At 64.7% G+C, this 17,331-nt stretch carries 16 protein-coding genes; 8 read left to right on the plus strand and 8 right to left on the minus strand.

Annotation, left to right across the window (positions count from 1 at the left end; all coding sequences use genetic code 11):
* Positions 1-1,230 carry a molybdopterin-dependent oxidoreductase gene (locus B552_RS0110345; RefSeq protein ID WP_019448948.1) on the minus strand — a complete coding sequence of 410 codons (1,230 nt, stop codon included), beginning with the start codon at positions 1,228-1,230 and terminating at the stop codon, positions 1-3.
* A 203-nt stretch (positions 1,231-1,433) separates the two neighbouring features.
* Positions 1,434-3,173 (minus strand): dipeptidase, encoded by a 1,740-nt coding sequence (locus B552_RS0110350; RefSeq protein WP_019448949.1) that lies wholly within the window; start codon positions 3,171-3,173, stop codon positions 1,434-1,436.
* 241 nt (positions 3,174-3,414) lie between these two features.
* Here B552_RS0110350 and B552_RS0110355 point away from each other — a divergent pair, with 241 nt between their 5' ends.
* The 3 genes from B552_RS0110355 (at position 3,415) to B552_RS0110365 (ending at position 7,062) form a co-directional block, all read left to right on the plus strand.
* The gene (locus B552_RS0110355) at positions 3,415-4,146 is read left to right on the plus strand and encodes a glutathione peroxidase (RefSeq protein ID WP_019448950.1); all 732 of its coding nucleotides are present in this window, start codon (positions 3,415-3,417) and stop codon (positions 4,144-4,146) included.
* 167 nt (positions 4,147-4,313) lie between these two features.
* Entirely contained in the window at positions 4,314-5,720 is a 1,407-nt protein-coding gene (locus B552_RS0110360; protein ID WP_026035522.1) for a dihydrolipoyl dehydrogenase, read from the plus strand.
* A 190-nt stretch (positions 5,721-5,910) separates the two neighbouring features.
* Positions 5,911-7,062, plus strand: a complete 1,152-nt coding sequence (locus tag B552_RS0110365; protein WP_019448952.1) for an OpgC domain-containing protein — start codon at positions 5,911-5,913, stop codon at positions 7,060-7,062.
* 172 nt (positions 7,063-7,234) lie between these two features.
* Here the strand turns inward: B552_RS0110365 and B552_RS0110370 are convergent, their stop codons facing one another.
* From B552_RS0110370 to catA, 5 genes are all read right to left on the minus strand, one after another.
* The gene (locus B552_RS0110370; RefSeq protein WP_019448953.1) at positions 7,235-8,020 is read right to left on the minus strand and encodes a 1,6-dihydroxycyclohexa-2,4-diene-1-carboxylate dehydrogenase; all 786 of its coding nucleotides are present in this window, start codon (positions 8,018-8,020) and stop codon (positions 7,235-7,237) included.
* A complete protein-coding gene (benC, locus tag B552_RS0110375; protein ID WP_019448954.1) occupies positions 8,020-9,039 on the minus strand; it encodes a benzoate 1,2-dioxygenase electron transfer component BenC in 1,020 nt (339 codons plus the stop codon). Before benC ends, B552_RS0110370 begins: the two co-directional genes overlap by 1 nt.
* Positions 9,040-9,080: 41 nt before the next feature.
* Positions 9,081-9,572: a benzoate 1,2-dioxygenase small subunit gene (gene benB, locus B552_RS0110380; RefSeq protein WP_019448955.1), complete on the minus strand. Its 492-nt coding sequence runs from the start codon at positions 9,570-9,572 to the stop codon at positions 9,081-9,083.
* Positions 9,569-10,960, minus strand: coding sequence for a benzoate 1,2-dioxygenase large subunit (benA, locus tag B552_RS0110385; protein ID WP_019448956.1), 1,392 nt, complete (start codon positions 10,958-10,960; stop codon positions 9,569-9,571). The genes benB and benA overlap by 4 nt, the downstream gene beginning before the upstream one ends.
* Positions 10,961-11,033: 73 nt before the next feature.
* A complete protein-coding gene (gene catA / locus B552_RS0110390; RefSeq protein ID WP_019448957.1) occupies positions 11,034-11,957 on the minus strand; it encodes a catechol 1,2-dioxygenase in 924 nt (307 codons plus the stop codon).
* A 173-nt stretch (positions 11,958-12,130) separates the two neighbouring features.
* Between catA and B552_RS0110395 the strand changes: the two genes are divergently transcribed.
* Positions 12,131-13,048, plus strand: a complete 918-nt coding sequence (locus B552_RS0110395; protein ID WP_026035523.1) for a LysR family transcriptional regulator — start codon at positions 12,131-12,133, stop codon at positions 13,046-13,048.
* Here the strand turns inward: B552_RS0110395 and B552_RS0110400 are convergent, their stop codons facing one another.
* Complete coding sequence (locus tag B552_RS0110400; RefSeq protein ID WP_019448959.1) at positions 13,049-13,924, minus strand: LysR family transcriptional regulator; 876 nt, start codon at positions 13,922-13,924, stop codon at positions 13,049-13,051.
* Positions 13,925-14,039: 115 nt separating this feature from the next.
* On the opposite strand from B552_RS0110400, the gene B552_RS0110405 reads away from it, so the two are divergent.
* From B552_RS0110405 to pcaD, 4 genes are read left to right on the plus strand one after another with little or no spacing between them, the layout of a single operon-like run.
* Entirely contained in the window at positions 14,040-15,164 is a 1,125-nt protein-coding gene (locus tag B552_RS0110405; RefSeq protein WP_019448960.1) for a muconate/chloromuconate family cycloisomerase, read from the plus strand.
* Positions 15,165-15,181: 17 nt separating this feature from the next.
* Positions 15,182-15,460 carry a muconolactone Delta-isomerase gene (gene catC / locus B552_RS0110410; protein WP_019448961.1) on the plus strand — a complete coding sequence of 93 codons (279 nt, stop codon included), beginning with the start codon at positions 15,182-15,184 and terminating at the stop codon, positions 15,458-15,460.
* A gap of 37 nt (positions 15,461-15,497) precedes the next feature.
* Entirely contained in the window at positions 15,498-16,496 is a 999-nt protein-coding gene (locus B552_RS0110415; protein WP_019448962.1) for a tripartite tricarboxylate transporter substrate binding protein, read from the plus strand.
* Between the two features lie 4 nt (positions 16,497-16,500).
* Positions 16,501-17,286, plus strand: coding sequence for a 3-oxoadipate enol-lactonase (pcaD, locus tag B552_RS0110420; protein ID WP_019448963.1), 786 nt, complete (start codon positions 16,501-16,503; stop codon positions 17,284-17,286).
* Positions 17,287-17,331: the final 45 nt, after the last annotated feature.

Consider the following 17,331-nt stretch of genomic DNA (forward strand, 5'->3'; position numbering starts at 1 on the left):
TCAGACGGCTTTCACACGCGTGGTTTCCACCACGTTGCGCATATAGCCAGGGGGGTTCCACAGCGCAGTCATCGGCTGGCTTTGGCCGATGCGGTTGACCGCACGCACACGCAGGTCATAGTTGCCCTTGCGCGACGGACGGAGCACGGCGCGCCATTCACGGAACGAGTACTTGCCAAGATCCTTGCCCAGCGTGGCTTCCGTCCATGTGTGGCCGCCATCGGCAGAGAAGGCGACCTCCGCAATCCCGTAACCGCCGTCGAAGGCAATGCCCCGCACCACGGTCTCGCGGCCCGCCGGCACGGATGCACCCTCGGTCAGGCTGGTGATGAACGACCGCACGTTGAAGCGGCCGATCGGGCGCGTGTGTGCCGGGGCCGTGCCGGGTTCCACGTTCGCGCCGGCGTTATCGGGGATGCGATAGGCGCTCTGCATCCAGAATCCGTCGAACTGCTTGTCCAGGACCTGGATGGACGACAGGTGTTTCACCCAGTAGGTACCGTAATGGCCGGGCACGACCAGACGCAGCGGGTAGCCGTTGAGCATCGGCAGGTCCTCGCCGTTCATCGACCAGGCCACCATGACCTCGCCGTCGAGTGCGTGGTCGATATCGAGCGCCTTGACGAAGTCAGGGCTGTTGTCGAGCGGCGGGCGGTCCAGGCCGTCGAAGCTGACCTGCACGGCGCCCGGCTGCACGCCGGCCTTTTCAAGCAGCGCCTTCAGCGGTACGCCAGTCCAGCGCGCGTTGCCCATGGCGCCATTGGCAAGCTGACCGCCGTTGACGCGAGGATCGAGGAAGCCACGGCTGTTGCCCGAGCACTGGTTGACGGCCACCAGTTCCACGGGCGTTGCCAGCGTCTTGATCTCGGCCAGCGACAGTTCCAGCGGTGTCTTCACCTTGCCGCCCACGCGCAGGCGATAGGTTTGCGGATCGACCGAGGTCGGGATGCCGCTCCAGTGATAGCGCACGAAGAAGGCGTCGTTCGGCGTCAGGATCCCCTCGTTGAACACGCTGAAAGGGGTTTCAAGCTGAGGCGGCCGGCTGGTCAGCAGGATCAGCGGGCGTTTTTGCGGGAAAGCGACAAGTTCGCGCCCACCATTCTCAAAGGGGAGTTGAACCTTGTCGCCGTTTGCGGCGAGCGCGTTCAGCGCCGTGGTGCCGACGACTGCATTGGCCGTCAGCAAGCCGGCCTGCTTGAGAAACCGGCGTCGCCGGGCTTGATTCTCCATGCCTTGTCTCCGTCTTTCTTATAGATGGGGGCCCGTGGCAAGGGGTTGCGCACGGGCGTGAGGACGGGGACAAAGCCTATTTGCGCTTGCAGTACCTGTAAAACAGATTAAATCGATAACAACAAACGAAATTCCTGCTAAGAAGGCCGCGCCGCGTCAGTGTATGCCGGCGCGGCTTCCTGGAGTGGATTGCCGGTAGCCGGTTACTGCATCTTATTCAGATTGCCGACGCGCACCAACATCTCTGTGAACATTTGCATGTCGAGGTTCAGGTCCGACACTTCCTTGTACTCCTTCGCGTTGTGGGCGGTGTACTTCTTGCCCGGCATGGCAGGGCCGAAGTTGATCGCGTTCGGCATCATCTTGGCCGTGGTGCTGCCCGCCGTCGGCACCGGCTTGGCCTCCAGCCCCGTGGTGTCGCCGTAGATATTCAGCAGCGTTGCCAGCCACGCACCCTTCGGATCGCGCGCCATCCAGTCACCCTGTTCATGCTGGATCTCCAGAGCGGTGTGCGTGGAGCCCGCCCATGCCTGGATGCGTTCGGCGATCTTCGTGCGCAGCGCGTCGGGCGTCGATCCACGCGGCATACGTACGTTGGCCGTCACTTCGAGCTTGCCATTGCGCTCGCGGATCAGCGTTGGCGAGATCGTCAGCGGACCCATGAAGTCATCGCGATAGGCCACGCCAAGCTTGTCGCCGAGGTAGTCGGTGCCGTAGAGATCGGTCAGGTAGCGGATGGCGTGCGCGTACTGGTTGTCGGCGAAGGCCACGCCCGACGACTGCAGGAACATCGCCAGTCGCGGCACGGGGTTCACGCCTTCCTCGGGGCGCGAGCCGTGGGCCGACGAACCGGTCACCTTCACGTCGACACCATCGCCATTACGCGTGACGTCGATCGAGAACTTGCCCTGCGCCTCGTGCTGGGCGATGAAGCCGGCACGGGCGCGTTCGAGCGCCGAGGCGATATTCGCCAGATCGCCACCGCTGATGCGCGCCGTGGCCGTCTGCGGAATCGCATTGGCCGATGCAGCGCCGCTCATGGCCACGATGGCTGCCTGCTTGCCGTCCACGGCCTGGTCCGGGAAGCGCACGGTCAGCGCACCCGAGCCTTTCTCGGCAACCACCGCCGGATACTTGCTGTCGAGCACGATGTTGTAGTCGGGCAGGGCGGTCTTTTCGCGGTAGTACTTCATGCCGTCGCCGCCGGTTTCCTCGGTGGTTTCGATCATCAGCCGGATCGAACGCGCCAGCGGCACGCCGGAGTCGCGCACGGTCTTCATCGCGTAGAGCGCGGCGGCGATAGATCCCTTGTCGTCGATCGTGCCGCGGCCATAGAGATAGTCACCCACGCGCGTGACCTTGAACGGATCGAGCTTCGTGCCATCGTCGAGCACCCATTCGTCGGCCACCACGGGCACCACGTCAGCATGCGTGAGGATGCCGAACGTGTCCTTGCCCGTGCCCGGCAGCGTCACTTCGAACACGCGGTTATCGACGTTGCGATAGGTCAGGCCGAAGTCCCTGGCCATGCGCTCGACGAGCTTGCCGAACTCGATGATTGCGGGGTTCTCGTGCTGCGGCACCTTTTCATCGCGCACGGTGCGCAGCGCCACCATCTCGCTAATGCTGTCGAGCACGGCCTGCTGGTTATGCACGCGGTTGTAGACGCCAAGCAGGCGCCCGATGTTGACAAGGTCGTCGCCCTTGAGCGGGCGCTTGGCGCGGTAGGCGCGCACGGCGGGGGCCAGTTTCGGATCGGCCTTGACGGCGCTGTCCAGGAACGCGTTGAAGCTGGCGGGCGGCTTGGCGGTGCCGGCGGACACGAGCTGATCAAGCTCGGGTTTGGCGATGGTCGCAGCAGCCGCCACGGGTGTGAGCGGGCAGGCGAGCAGGGCTGCAGCCAGCAGGGTTGCCACTGGCAGACGTACAGGCAGGCGGGTCATTGGGTTTGTCCCTTCGGTTGTCTTTATTGGGTGCCCGAATGATAGCGGTGGCCGTTGCCACAAGAAAGCGCTTGTGAATCACCCTCGATAGAGGAAATCAATCGCATTTCAACGATTGATAATAGTAAATATCAATCGCTCGGGTTGAAACGATGAATTGTACAAATCACATCACGATCTTCAGAATCCATTCCGTCGCTGCAACACGCGGCGCGAACCTAACCCCTGAGGAGTCATCCCGATGCTGCAATCCCGTGAAGGCCAACGCGTTCCCAACGTCACGTTCCGTGTGCGTGAAAACAATGAGTGGAAGGACGTGACCACGGCCGAACTGTTCGATGGCAAGACCGTGGCAGTGTTCTCGTTGCCGGGCGCCTTCACCCCGACCTGCTCGTCTACCCACCTGCCGCGCTACAACGAACTGGCGCCGGTGTTTGCCAAGCATGGCGTGGACGCAATCCTTTGCGTGTCCGTGAACGACACGTTCGTCATGAACGAATGGGCCAAGGACCAGGAGTCCGAGAACATCGTCATGATCCCGGACGGCAACGGCGAGTTCACCGACGGCATGGGCATGCTGGTCGACAAGGCCGACCTCGGCTTCGGCAAGCGTAGCTGGCGCTATTCGATGCTGGTCAAGAATGGCGTGGTGGACAAGATGTTCATCGAGCCGCAGGAGCCGGGCGACCCGTTCAAGGTGTCGGACGCCGACACGATGCTGAACTACATCGCCCCGACCGCAAAGACGCCTGACCAGGTCGTGGTGTTCTCGAAGGTCGGCTGCTCGCACTGCGCCAAGGCCAAGCAACTGCTGTCGGACAACGGCTACGAGTACATCGACGTACCGCTGGACCACAAGATCCGCGGCAAGGTGCTGGGCGCCCTGTCCGGCAGCATGACCGCTCCGCAGGTGTTCATCAACGGCGGCCTGATCGGCGGCGCTGAAGCGCTCGAGCAGTACCTGGCTCGCTGATCCTCCCCGCCCGGGCCCGGTTCCCCCGACCGGTGTCCTGGGCACCTATTCCCCGCAGCTCCTCCGCAGTCGCCGGATCCGATGGTGCCGCATGTTTCGCGGTGTCATCCCGTACGCCGATTGACGGCAATTCCCAGATGCTTGAACAGGAAACGCAGATGAAGACGATTCAGACCGTTCAGACCGACGTAGCAATCATCGGCGCGGGCACCGCCGGATTGGCGGCCTACCGCGCAGCCATCGCCGCGGGCAAGCGCGCAGTGATCATCGAGGGCGGTGCCTATGGCACGACCTGCGCCCGCGTGGGCTGCATGCCGTCGAAGCTGCTGATCGCCGCGGCCGAGGCTGCGCATGAAGCGCGCCACACGGCGGATTTCGGCGTGCACGTGGACGGCAAGATCAGGATCGACGGCCGTGAAGTCATGCAGCGCGTGCGCAGCGAGCGCGACCGCTTCGTCGGCTTTGTGGTCCGTGGCGTGGAGAGCATCCCCGAGGCCGATCGCCTGCGCGGCTTCGCGCAGTTCATCGACAACACCATCCTGCAGGTCGACAACCACACCGTGGTGCGAGCCAGCCGCGTGGTGATCGCCACGGGTTCGCGCCCGGCGGTTCCGCCCGCGTTCGCGGTGTTCGGGGACCGCCTGATCGTCAACGACGACGTATTCTCGTGGGACGACCTGCCGCAGAGCGTGGCCGTGTTCGGCCCGGGCGTGATCGGCCTTGAACTGGGCCAGGCGCTGTCGCGCCTTGGTGTGCGCGTGCGCGTGTTCGGTGTTGGCGGCGGCGTAGGGCCGCTTTCGGACCCCGAGATCCGCGCTTATGCCGCCCGCGCCTTCAATCAGGAGTTCCCGCTGCTGCCTGACGCCCGCGTGCTCGAGATGCGCCGCGATGGCGACGAAGCCGTCATCACGTTTGAAGCGGAGGACGGCAAGCCCGTGACCGAGCGCTTTGCCTACGTGCTGGCCGCAACGGGTCGCCGGCCGAATGTCGACAACCTGGCGATCGAGAACACGGCGCTCGCACTGGATCCGCGTGGCGTCCCGGTGTTCGATCCGGTCACGCTTCAGTGCGGCGACGCCCCGGTCTTTGTCGCCGGCGATGCCAACAACGTGCTGCCGCTGCTGCATGAAGCTGCCGACGAGGGCAAGATTGCCGGCGAGAACGCGGCACACTGGCCGGACGTGCGCCCGCTGGCGCGCCGCGCGCCAATCGGTGTCGTGTTCTCCGATCCGCAGATCGCGATGGTCGGCAAGCGCTTTGCCGACCTGACGCCGGGCAGCTTCGTGACAGGCGAGGTCAGCTTCGAAGACCAGGGCCGCAGCCGCGTGATGCTGAAGAACCGGGGCCTGATGCACGTCTACGCCGATCGTGCGACGGGACGGTTCCTTGGCGCCGAGTGGCTTGGCCCGCGTGCCGAGAACATTGCCCACCTGCTGGCTTGGTCATATCAGCAGGGCCTGACGATCGCCGAGATGCTGGCAATGCCGTTCTACCACCCGGTGGTGGAAGAGGGTCTGCGCACGGCGCTGCGCGATGCGGAGGCCAAGCTCGCACAACTGAAGGAAGCGGCCTGAGCGGAGCGGATTTGATGTGCCGCTTCCGTCCCCCGTGTTGTGCAGGTGGGACGGCTGAATGCTGCACATGTCACGGAGTAACCTGCTGAAACACAGCGAATACACGTAAACCCGGATGCCACGGTAAGATGCGTCCCATGAGAAGCCGGCCGGACTCCAATCCGGCCGGAATGCATTGGGAAGCACGCCTGTGAACGCAGTGAACAACAACCAGCGGCGCACCGAGATCGACCTGATTCGCGGCATCGCGCTGCTCTTTATCGTGGTCGACCATGTCAACGGCAGCGTGCTGGCCGACTACACGATCCGTAATTTCACGCTCTTCGACGCCGCCGAGGTCTTCGTCTTCCTGGCGGGCTATTCGGCGGGCGCCGCCTATCTGGCGATGGAGGCCCGGCAGGGCGCCAGCGCCGCCAGCAAGCGCCTGCACCGCCGTAGCTGGGAGATCTACAAGGCCTTTGTGCTGACCGGCGTGCTGATGCTGTTCTTCGGCTTCCTGCTGGCGATGTGCAAGGTGCCCGCGCCGGCCGTGCGTGCCACGGAGGCGCCAGCCTTCATGGCGCAGCCCATCGAGACGCTGTTCCAGGTGCTGAGCCTTGCGCGCCAGCCGTTTGTCTCTGATGTCCTGCCGATGTATGCCGTGTTCATTGGCCTGGCGCCGCTGGCAATTCGCTGGGCGCGAAACTATCCGATGGCCTTTGTCTGCGGCAGCGTGGCGCTGTGGCTCATGGCGCCCGCCTTGCTGCCGATGCTGCCCAGCAGCGAGCCGCGAGGCTGGAGCTTCAATCCGTTCGCGTGGCAGCTGATGTTCGGCATGGGCCTGTTGGCACGGTTGCGGCCGGACTTCGTGCTGCCGCAGCAGAACATCGCACGCCACGCCTGCACGGTCGGCGCGGTGGTGGTGACGCTGGGATGCATGGCGCTTGCGTATCTGTGGATGCGTCCGCACGTGTATGAAGCCTGGCTGCCCGCATGGTTGCCGTCGATGGTGTTTCCGCTGCCGAAGCAGAGCCTGGCCTTCCTGCGCGTGATCAGCTTCCTGGGGCTGGCGTGGCTGGTCTATCTGGCGGCGCGCGCGGGGTGGGTCGAGCGCATGGCCCGCTTCATGGGGCCGGTGGTGCAGATCGGCCGGCACAGCCTGTTCTGCTTCGTGCTTGGCGCCGTGGTGTCGGTGACGATCGAAGGCTTCACCTACGGTATCGCCGGGGGCCGCCCCACGCGCCCAGTGGCGCTTAGCGGCGACCTCGTGGCCGTGGCGATGCTGCTGGTGGTGGGCGGCTGGTATGGCCGCAGGAAGGAAGCGCGCAAGGTGGCGGCGAAATCCAGGATGGTTGCGGCATAGCGACAGCCTTCGCTATGCGCTCCCCTCTCCCATGAAATGGGAGAGGGGCTGGGGGAGAGGGCCTGGCCTCTCAAGTTGAGACCGCGCATTTTGAAGCGCTGCGCCCTCTCCCCCAACCCCTCTCCCGCGTTGCGGGAGAGGGGAGCAAGAACATCGGTATCCAAATCGGTATCTAGCCCAGATCCCCACCGCCCACCGGCACCACCGTCCCCGTCATATACGACGCCTCATCCGAGGCCAGGAACAGGATCACACCGACCTGTTCCTCGATCGTCCCGTAGCGATGCATCAGGCTCGACGCCATGGTCTGGTCGACGATCGCCTGATACCACGTCGATTCCTGTTCCGACTGCTGCTGCGTATTGCGTGGAATCCTGCGCGGCGGCGCCTCGGTGCCGCCGGTAGCCACGGCGTTGACGCGGATGCCGTCCGCCGCGTGCTCGAATGCCAGGCTCGCGGTCAGCGCATTGACGCCGCCCTTGGCTGCCGCATAGGGCACGCGATGAATGCTGCGCGTGGCGATCGACGACACATTGACGATGACCCCCGCGCGTTGTTCGATCATGCCGGGCAGAACCGCGCGGCAGCCCCACAGCGTGGGGAACAGCGAGCGGCGGATCTCGGCCTCGATTTCGACCTCGGCGTAATGCTCGTAGGGCTTGGCCCAGATCGTGCCACCGACGTTATTGACCAGGATGTCGACCCGGCCAAACGCGGCGATGGCGGCGGCCACCATGGCCTGCGCCCCGGCGAAGGTTTCAAGATCGGCGTTGATCGAGATGGCCGTGCCGCCCCCGGCCACGATTTCAGCGGCGACTTCCTCAACCAGCGTGGCACGATCCACCAGCACCACGTTCGCGCCTTCGGCTGCAGCCGTCACAGCCACCCCACGCCCGATACCCTGCGCCGCGCCGGTGACGATCATCGTCCGGCCGGCAAACCGTTGAGTCTTGCGCATCATGCCTCCGCGCTGGCAGAAAACTTTTCGTAGTAGAAGTTGGCCGGCGTGATGCCTGACGCCTGCAGCCAGTCGCGTACGGCCTCCACCATGGCCACTGGGCCGCACAGATAGATATCGACATCGCCGCCGTTGATCCATTCGGGGTCGACATGCGAGGTGACGTAGCCCTTGCGGTCATGCCCGCTGCCGGCGTCCGCCACGCAGGTGCGGTAGTTGAAGCCTTCGATGCCTGCGGCGGCGGCATCGAGCTTGTCGGTGGCTACGAGGTCTATGTCGTTGGTCACGCCATAGACCATGCGCACCGGATGCGCGTTGCTGCTGGCAGCCAGCACATCGAGCATCGAAAGGAACGGCGCGATGCCGGTGCCGCCGGCCAGGAACAGCACCGGCCGTGTGACGGGGCGCAGGTAGAAGCTGCCAAACGGGCCGGAAAACGCCATGCGCTGGCCGCTCTGCGCTTCGCCAGACAGGAAGCTGCTCATACGCCCCTGCGGCACATTGCGAACGACGAAGGCGGCCTGCGATGCGCCCGGAGCCGAACTGAACGAGTAGGCGCGCGTCAGGCCGCTGCCTGGAATTTCCACGTTGACGTACTGGCCGGGCAGGAAGCTCAGCGCGGCGGGGTCGTCGAGATCGATCGAAAAGCCGATGGTCGAGTCGGACAGCGGCGCCACGGCGGCGATCGCGCCTTCGAATCGCGTCACACCAGTCTTGCAGGCCGTGGACGATGCGGGCACGCGGATCACGCAGTCCGAGCGCGGCCGCGTCTGGCAGGCCAGCACGTATCCCTTGGCCGCTTCCTCGGCGGTCAGCGCGTCCTCGATATAGCTCGACTCGGGCAGGTCATAGTGGCCCGACTCGCACAGCCCGCGGCAGGTGCCGCACGCGCCGTCGCGGCAGTCGAGCGGAATGTTGATCTGCTGGCGATAGGCGGCGTCGGACAGCGTCTCGTTGTCACCGCATGTGATGAAGCGCGTCACGCCATCTTCGAATTGCAGGGCGATCGTATGTTCCATGGCCTTGTCCCTCCGTGGTGCTGCCTGGTACGGCGAGCGAATCAGATGTGATAGATGTCGATGACCTGATGGATGTAGTCGTTCTTGAGCACGACGTACTTGTTCAGGATGCGCGGTGTGCCGGCCGAGAAGTCGATCACGTAGCGCGACATGCCGAAGTAGCTGAAGTTGGTCTGGTAGCGGTGCGCCAGCGTGTGCCAGTTGAAGCGCACGGTGGCCGTGGCGCCGTCGACCGATTCGATCTCGATATTGCTGAGGTTGTGGCTAGTGCGCGTATCGGGAATCGTCGCGCTGGACCGCTCGGTCTTGATGCGGAAAATGCGGTCCTCCAGTCCCTGGCGGTTCGGGTAGAAGATCAGCGAGATCTCGCGCTCCGGATCGGTGACGAGCTTGCCGTCGTCGTCCCAGCACGGCATCCAGAAGCGCGCCTCGGGGTGATAGCAGGTCAGCCATTCGTCCCATTGCTCGTCGTCGAGCAGGCGGGACTCGCGGTAGAGGAAGGCCGACACGCCGGCCAGATCGATGGCGCTCATGCCGCGTCTCCTTGTTCGACGGCCCGCTTCATGGTTTCGAGCCAGTAGCGGTGCTGCACCGTATAGAGTCCTTCGTCCTCGGTGCGCAGGCCGCTCATCACGGGATTCAGGCCGATGCGCTGCGCGGCTTCGTCGGGACCGTCGATCCAGTGGGTGGCGCCCCGGCACATGTCGTTCCACGCGAGTGCCGGGCCGGAGTAGCCCTGCTGGCACGCGCGGAATTCCTCGAGATCATCTGGCGTGGCCATGCCGCTGACGTTGAAGAAGTCTTCGTACTGGCGGATGCGGCGTGCGCGGGCCTCGTCGGATTCGCCCTTCGGCGCGATGCAGTAGATCGTGACTTCGGTCTTGTCCACCGACAGCGGGCGCAGCAGGCGGATCTGCGAGCCGAACTGGTCCATCAGGTACACGTTGGGGTACAGGCACAGGTTGCGCGAGTTCTGGATCATCCAGTCGGCGCGTTCCTCGCCGCAGCGCTCGGCAAACTCGCCGCGTCGCGCGAAGTTCGGGCGGTCTTCGGGGTTGGCCCAGCGCGTCCACAGCAGCATGTGGCCGTGATCGAACGCGTAGAAGCCACCACCTTGCTGGCCCCACTTGCCCGCGTCCATCGCACGGATCTTGTCCTCGCGTTCGTTCGCCTGCTTGCGGTGGCTGGTGGTGGCCGCGTAGTTCCAGTGGACGGCGGACACGTGGTAGCCGTCGGCGCCGTTCTCGGCCTGCAGCTTCCAGTTGCCGGCGAACGTGTAGGTCGACGAGCCGCGCAGCACTTCCAGGCCATCGGCCGACTGGTCGACGATCATGTCGATGATGCGCGCGGCATCGCCAAGAAACTGCTCGATCGGCAGCACGTCGGCGTTGAGGCTGCCGAACAGGAAGCCGCGATAGTTGGCAAAGCGCGCGAGCTTCTTCAGGTCGTGGGAGCCTTCCTTGTTGAAGCACTCGGGGTAGCCGGCCTGCTCCGGGTCCTTGACCTTGAGCAGCTTGCCGCTGTTGTTGAACGTCCAGCCATGGAACGGGCAGGTGTAGGTGGCCTTGTTGCCGCGCTTGTGGCGGCACAGCATCGCGCCGCGATGGCTGCAGGCGTTGATGAACGCGTTCAGTTCGCCCTGGCGGTTGCGTGCGATGACGATCGGCTGGCGGCCGATATGCGTCGTGTAGTAGTCGTTGTTGTTCGGGATCTGGCTTTCGTGTGCCAGGTAGATCCAGTTGCCCTCGAAGATGTGCTGCATTTCGAGTTCGAACAGCGTTTCGTCGGTGAACGCGCTGCGGTTCAGGCGGTAGTCGCCGGTGGTCTTGTCCTCGACCAGGAATTGGTCCAGGTCTTTCAGCGGCTGCCGAGCCTGGGGACGAGCGGGGCCCGCCCCGGTATCCAGATGGATCGGGATCATCGTTGTCTCCTGCCAGTGGGGGTGGGGCGGGGCGCTTGAAGGCGGCGCCCCCGGGGGGCATTGCGTAGTGTTGTCAGGCGGCGGCGCGCAGGCGTTCCACTTCGGCGGCCGGTGCGTCGGTGGCCTCGCGCAGCAGGCGGAAGTCGAAGTCGATCGATGCGAACGGCTTGCTCACGCCGTGGTGGTCGAGTTGTGCGGCATCGCCGATGCGCTTGACCGCCGGCACCAGCCCGTCACGGCTTGCGAACGCGAAGTCATCCCACAGGTATTCGTCACCGTCGATATTGATCTGCGTGGTCAGCTTGCGATGGCCCGCGGCCGACACGAAGAAGTGGATATGCGCGGGACGGCGGCCATGACGCGCCAGCAGGTCCAGCAGACGCTGCGTGGTGCCCTCGGGCGGGCAGCCGTAGCCGTTCGGCACGATGCTGCGGAACTGGTAGCGGCCGTTTGCGTCGGTGACGATCGTGCGGCGCAGGTTGAAGTGGGACTGGCTCTTGTCGAAGAACGAGTAGTTGCCCAGCAGGTTCGCGTGCCAGACCTCGACCTTCGCGCCGGGCAGCGGCTTGCCGTCGGTGTCGTAGACGGTGCCCTGCATGAACAGCACTTCGCCGTTGCCGTCTTCGGTGCCGTCGTCCAGCCGCGCGAAGCCGGTGGATTCCGGCGCGCCCGCCACATAAAGCGGGCCTTCGATCGTGCGCGGCGTGCCGCCGGTCAGGCCGGCGCGGGCTTCCGCCTCGTCGGCGCGGATGTCGAGGAAGCGCTCCAGGCCCAGGCCGGCAGCCAGCAGGCCCAGTTCGTGGGTGGCACCGGCCTCGGCGAAGTACTCGATGCCCTTCCAGACTTCGCTCGCGCTCAGATCCAGGTCCTCGATCGCCTTGAACAGGTCGGCGGTCAGCCGCGTCACAACCTGCTGCACACGCGGGTCAGCGGTGCCTTGGGTGGCGGTGTCTACCAGGAACTGCTTCACCAGCGCGTCGATTTCAGTGTGCGTCATGTCTCGCTCCGAATTGTCTCTTCCATGGGTTCGATCGGTCGGTCGGTCAATGCTCTGTGGGTATTAACCCGTATCGAACGATTGCCGTGCGACTTGGAGAGGAGCATAGTTCAGGGGTATTTGGGCAGTCCAAGACTGATTTAGTATCCGGACGATACCTGTGAGGTATAGCGGTGGAATTGAGACATTTGAGGTACTTCGTGGCCGTGGCCGAGGAGCGAAACTTCACGCGTGCGGCCGAGCGGCTGCATATCGCACAGCCGCCGCTGTCGCGCCAGATCCAGCAACTCGAGGAATCGCTCGGTGTGATGCTGTTCGAGCGCAACTCGCGCCCGCTCAAGCTGACCGATACGGGGCGCTTCTTCTACACCCATGCGTTGCAGCTACTGGCCCAGACCACCGAACTGGAGGCGATGACACGCCGCGTGGGCAAGATCGAGCGCGCGATGTCGATCGGTTTCGTCGGCTCCACGCTCTACGGCATGCTGCCGCGCATCATTCGCCGCTTCCGGACCGAGCATGCCGACATCGAACTGACGCTGCACGAGATGTCGACGATGGACCAGATCAAGGCGCTCAAGGAAGGGCGGATCGACGTTGGCTTCGGCCGGATTCGCCATGAGGACCCGGCCGTACGCCGCGTGGTGCTGCGCGAGGAGCGCATGATCGTGGCGCTGCCGGTCGGGCATCCACTGTCGATCGGCAGGAAGATGCTGGCCCTGCAGGACCTGCTGGAGGACACGCTGATCATCTTCCCGAAGGCGCCGCGCCCGAGCTTTGCCGACCAGGTGCTGGCGGCCTTTCACGACCGCGCATTGCGCCCGGGGCGCATCCACGAGGTGCGCGAACTGCAGATCGCTCTGGGGCTGGTGGCGATGGGCGAGGGCATTGCAGTGGTGCCGAGCAGCGTCTACGGACTCAAACGCGACGACGTGACCTACGTGGAGCTGGATGATCCCAAGCTGGTGTCGCCGATCATCATGAGCATGCGCACGCTTGATGAATCCGAGGATCTGCGCGCGATGCTCGACATGATCTACCGGCTCTACGAGGAAATCGGCATGGAGTACATGCCGCCCGCCCAGGAATGATTACGCCTGCTGCCTGACCCACGCGATGGCGCGCGCAAGGTACGGCGAAGTGTCGCCAGCGCGATAGCTCATGATCACGGGCGAGACGAATCCCGGCGCATTGACCGGCACATAGCGCACATCGTCGCGATGCAGGCGCTGCACCGACGACGGCACGAGCGTGATGCCGAGCCCCGCGGCAACCAGCCCCAGCGCGGTCTGCAGTTCGTTGGCCTCCTGTACCACGCGCGGCTGCAGGCCCTGGGCGCGAAACAGCGACAGTACGTGGTCCGCGTAGCTCGGGCGTGGCCGTGCCGGGTAGAGAATCAGCGGCTGCCGCGCCAGCGCCTCGGCATCGAACGGTGCAGTGGGGCTCGGGGCCGTTACCGGCATCGCGGCAACCAGCGTTTCGGCCATCACCACCTGCTGGACGACGGCCGGATCGTTGAACGTAAGGCGGCCAAAGGCCAGGTCGATCCGGCCCGACTTGAGCGCCTCCAGTTGCTGAACCGTGATCATTTCGGTCAGGCCGACTTCCACCTGGCTGTTGTCGCCGCGCAGTTCGCGAATCAGCTCGGGCAGCACGCCGTACAGCACCGACGGCACGAACCCGATGCCAAACCAGCGTTTCTCGTTGCGGCCGATACGTCGCGTGCTTTCCAGCGTTTCCTCAAGCCGCTGCGTCAGTTGCAGCGATTGCTCCAGCAGGAAGCGGCCTGCTTCTGTCAGCTTCAGGCCACGGCCGACGCGGTCGAACAGCGCTACGCCTACGTCTTCCTCAAACTGCCGGATCTGGCGCGACAGCGGCGGCTGGGCCATATGAAGCTTTTCCGCCGCCCGCGTCACATTGAGCTCCTGGGCGACGGTCTGGAAATAGCGGAGGTGGCGGAGTTCCATGCTGGGTCGTCTCGAGGCATACCGAAAAGGTATGGATTCAGACATCATCGGTCTTGGACGCCAGGCAAGTCAAGGTACATACTCGGTCCACAAGACGTGTTTGCATGGAAAAGGTATGACTACAACGATTTCTTCGATCGAGGCCATTCTGGTCGATCTGCCGACGATCCGGGCCCACCAATTGGCCATGGCCACGATGCAGCAGCAAACGCTGGTGATCGTGCGGCTGCGCTGCAGCGACGGCATTGAAGGCATTGGCGAGGCCACCACGATCGGCGGCCTATCCTACGGCGACGAAAGCCCTGAAGGCATCAAGCTGACGATTGATACGTATCTGGCGCCGGCGCTGGTTGGCCAGGACGCCACCAACGTCCATGCCGCGATGGCGCGGCTGAACAAGGTGGCGCGCGGCAACCGCTTCGCGAAATCCGCGCTGGAATCGGCGATGCTCGACGCGCAGGGCAAGCGCCTGGACGTGCCGCTGGCCACGCTGCTTGGCGGCGCGGTGCGCGAGACGCTGCCGGTGCTCTGGACGCTGGCCAGCGGCGACACCGCACGCGATATCGAGGAGGCCGAGCGCTTCCTGGAAGAGCGCCGCCACAACACGTTCAAGCTCAAGATCGGCCGCCGCAGTGTGCGTGAAGACGTGGCCCACGTCTCGGCCATCAAGCGCGCGCTCGGTGACCGCGCCCGCGTGACGGTCGACGTTAACCAGGCCTGGAACGAGGCCGATGCGGCCACCGGCATCGCCATGCTCGAAGCGGCTGGCATCGACCTGATCGAACAGCCCACGCCGCGCGAGCAACGCACGGCGCTGGCCCGCCTGGCCGCACGCTTCGTGGTGCCGATCATGGCCGACGAAGCGGTGACCGGCCCCGAAGACGCGATGGAACTGGCGCGCCTTGGCGCGGCCGACGTGTTCGCGCTGAAGATCGCCAAATCGGGCGGCATCTTCGGCATGCTGCGCACGGCTGCCGTGGGCGATGCGGCCGGTATCGCGCTCTATGGCGGCACGATGCTGGAAGGCAGTGTCGGCACCATCGCCGCGGCGCACGGCTTCTGCACGCTGCCCCAACTGGCATGGGGCACGGAGCTGTTTGGCCCGCTGCTGGTGAAAGACGATATCGTCGTCGACCGCCCCGTGTTCAAGGACTTCTCGCTGCATCTGCCGCAGGGTCCGGGGCTGGGTCTGGCCATCGATGAAGACAAGCTGGCCCACTATCGCCGCAAGAGCCACTAAAGCAACAGGAGATTCCCATGCTGTTCCTCGTCAGGATGGATGTACAGATTCCGCATGACATGCCGGCCGACACGGCCGACGAGATCAAGGCCCGCGAAAAGGCCTATTCGCAAGACCTGCAGCGCCAGGGCAAGTGGCAGGCGCTGTATCGCGTGGTGGGCGAATACGCGAACTACAGCCTGTTCGATGTGGAATCGAACGACGAACTGCACACGCTGCTGTCGGCGCTGCCGCTGTTCCCGTATATGAAGATTCACGTCACGCCGCTGGCCAAGCACCCGTCGTCGATCCGCTGATCGGCGCGTTCACGCACATAAAGAAGGAATGGAGACAATGAAGTCCTTGCTGCAACGGTCGAACCTGCTGTCGGCTGCTATCTCGACCGCTTTTGCCGCCGCGATGCTGTTCGCGGCAGCCGCGCCCGCGCACGCCGCCTATCCCGACCGCCCGATCCGCTGGATCGTGCCGTTCCCGGCTGGCGGCGCGATGGACAACATCGCACGCACGCTTGGTGAAGACATGTCGAAGACGCTCGGCCAGGCAATCGTGGTCGAGAACCGTCCCGGTGCGGGCGGCAATATCGGCGCCGAAATGGTGGCCCGCTCGCCGGCTGACGGCTACACGCTGATCATCGTCGCCAACGGCATGGCCGTGAACCCCGCGCTGTACGGCAAGCTCGGCTACGACCCGGTCAAGGATTTCGCGCCGGTCTCGCTGCTGGCCGTGGTGCCCAACGTGCTGGTGGCCAACAAGGCGAAGACGCCCGCCAAGACCGTGGCGGAAGTCATCGCCAACGCCAAGGCCAGGCCCGGCAAGTACACCTACGCATCGGCCGGCAACGGCACGTCGATCCATCTGGCGGGCGAACTGTTCACGTCGATGGCCCACGTGGACATGCTGCATATCCCGTACAAGGGGTCTGGCCCGGCAATGACCGACCTGCTCGGCGGCCAGGTGGACTACATGTTCGACAGCATTACCTCGGCCAAGCCGCATATCGAAAGCGGCAAGCTGACGGCCATCGCCGTGACCACGAGCAAGCGCTCGTCGGCACTGCCCAATGTGCCGACCGTGGCCGAGGCTGGTCTGCCGGGCTATGAACTGTCACCATGGTTTGCAGCTTTTGTTCCGGCCAAGACGCCGCAGGCGGTGATCGACACGCTGAACAAGGCAATGCTCGAAGCGCTGAAGAAGCCGTCCGTGCAGCAGCGCCTGGCCGGGATTGGCGCCGAACCGATCGGCAGCACGCCGGCCGCGCTGAAGGACCATCTGGCGAAGGAAACCGCCAAGTGGGGCACGCTGATCCGGGAGAAGGGTATCCATGCCGACTAAGCCGATGGTTGAGCCAACGATTGAGCCGACCCGCAAGCTGCACTACGTCATCGAGGGCCAAGCCGACAAGCCGGTGCTGGTGATGTCCAACTCGCTGGGTACCACGCTGGACATGTGGGCCCCGCAGATGCCAGCACTGACCGCGCGCTTTCGCGTGCTGCGCTATGACACGCGCGGCCACGGGCGATCGGCGTTGCCGTCCGCATCGTTCGGCATGCGTGATCTGGCCGAGGACGTGATTGCGATCATGGACCATGCGGGCATCGACAAGGCTCACTTCTGCGGGCTGTCGATGGGCGGCATGACGGGGATGTACCTGGCGCGCCATCACGCGGAGCGCTTTGGGCGCTTCGTGTTCGCCAATACGGCGGCGCTGATCGGCCCGGAGTCGGTGTGGAACACACGCATCGAGACCGTACGCCGCGATGGCATGGCTGCCATCGTCGACGGCGTGCTGGCGCGCTGGTTCACCGATCATTACGTGCTCACGCGCCGCGACGAGTTCGATCCGGTGCGCCGGATGCTGGAGACGACCAGCCCGGAGGGCTATACGGCCAACTGCGCAGCCGTGCGCGACGCCGATCTGCGCGCGCTGCTGCCGGAAATCAGTGCGTCGGTGCTGGTGATTGCAGGGGAACAGGATCTGGCTACGACTGCCGCCCAGGGTCTGGATGTTGCCCGGGCCATTCCCGGCGCCGAGTATCTGGCGTTGGCCGCCGCGCACCTGTCGAACTGGGAACTGCCCGAGGCGTTTGGGAATGCCGTGATTGGCTTCCTGCGGCAGGGCTAATTGGTTTCTCCCCTCTCCCATGAATGGGAGAGCAACCGTGTCAAG

The organism is Cupriavidus sp. BIS7, assembly GCF_000292345.1.
Classification (GTDB): domain Bacteria; phylum Pseudomonadota; class Gammaproteobacteria; order Burkholderiales; family Burkholderiaceae; genus Cupriavidus.

Coding starts and splice junctions, on each gene's coding strand:
- benC (WP_019448954.1), bottom strand. CDS start 9,039: ATGGAACATACGATCGCCCTGCAATTCGAAGATGGCGTGACGCGCTTC.
- B552_RS0110350 (WP_019448949.1), bottom strand. CDS start 3,173: ATGACCCGCCTGCCTGTACGTCTGCCAGTGGCAACCCTGCTGGCTGCA.
- B552_RS0110355 (WP_019448950.1), top strand. CDS start 3,415: ATGCTGCAATCCCGTGAAGGCCAACGCGTTCCCAACGTCACGTTCCGT.
- benA (WP_019448956.1), bottom strand. CDS start 10,960: ATGATCCCGATCCATCTGGATACCGGGGCGGGCCCCGCTCGTCCCCAG.
- B552_RS0110405 (WP_019448960.1), top strand. CDS start 14,040: ATGACTACAACGATTTCTTCGATCGAGGCCATTCTGGTCGATCTGCCG.
- B552_RS0110370 (WP_019448953.1), bottom strand. CDS start 8,020: ATGCGCAAGACTCAACGGTTTGCCGGCCGGACGATGATCGTCACCGGC.
- catA (WP_019448957.1), bottom strand. CDS start 11,957: ATGACGCACACTGAAATCGACGCGCTGGTGAAGCAGTTCCTGGTAGAC.
- B552_RS0110345 (WP_019448948.1), bottom strand. CDS start 1,230: ATGGAGAATCAAGCCCGGCGACGCCGGTTTCTCAAGCAGGCCGGCTTG.
- B552_RS0110415 (WP_019448962.1), top strand. CDS start 15,498: ATGAAGTCCTTGCTGCAACGGTCGAACCTGCTGTCGGCTGCTATCTCG.
- benB (WP_019448955.1), bottom strand. CDS start 9,572: ATGAGCGCCATCGATCTGGCCGGCGTGTCGGCCTTCCTCTACCGCGAG.
- pcaD (WP_019448963.1), top strand. CDS start 16,501: ATGGTTGAGCCAACGATTGAGCCGACCCGCAAGCTGCACTACGTCATC.
- B552_RS0110400 (WP_019448959.1), bottom strand. CDS start 13,924: ATGGAACTCCGCCACCTCCGCTATTTCCAGACCGTCGCCCAGGAGCTC.
- catC (WP_019448961.1), top strand. CDS start 15,182: ATGCTGTTCCTCGTCAGGATGGATGTACAGATTCCGCATGACATGCCG.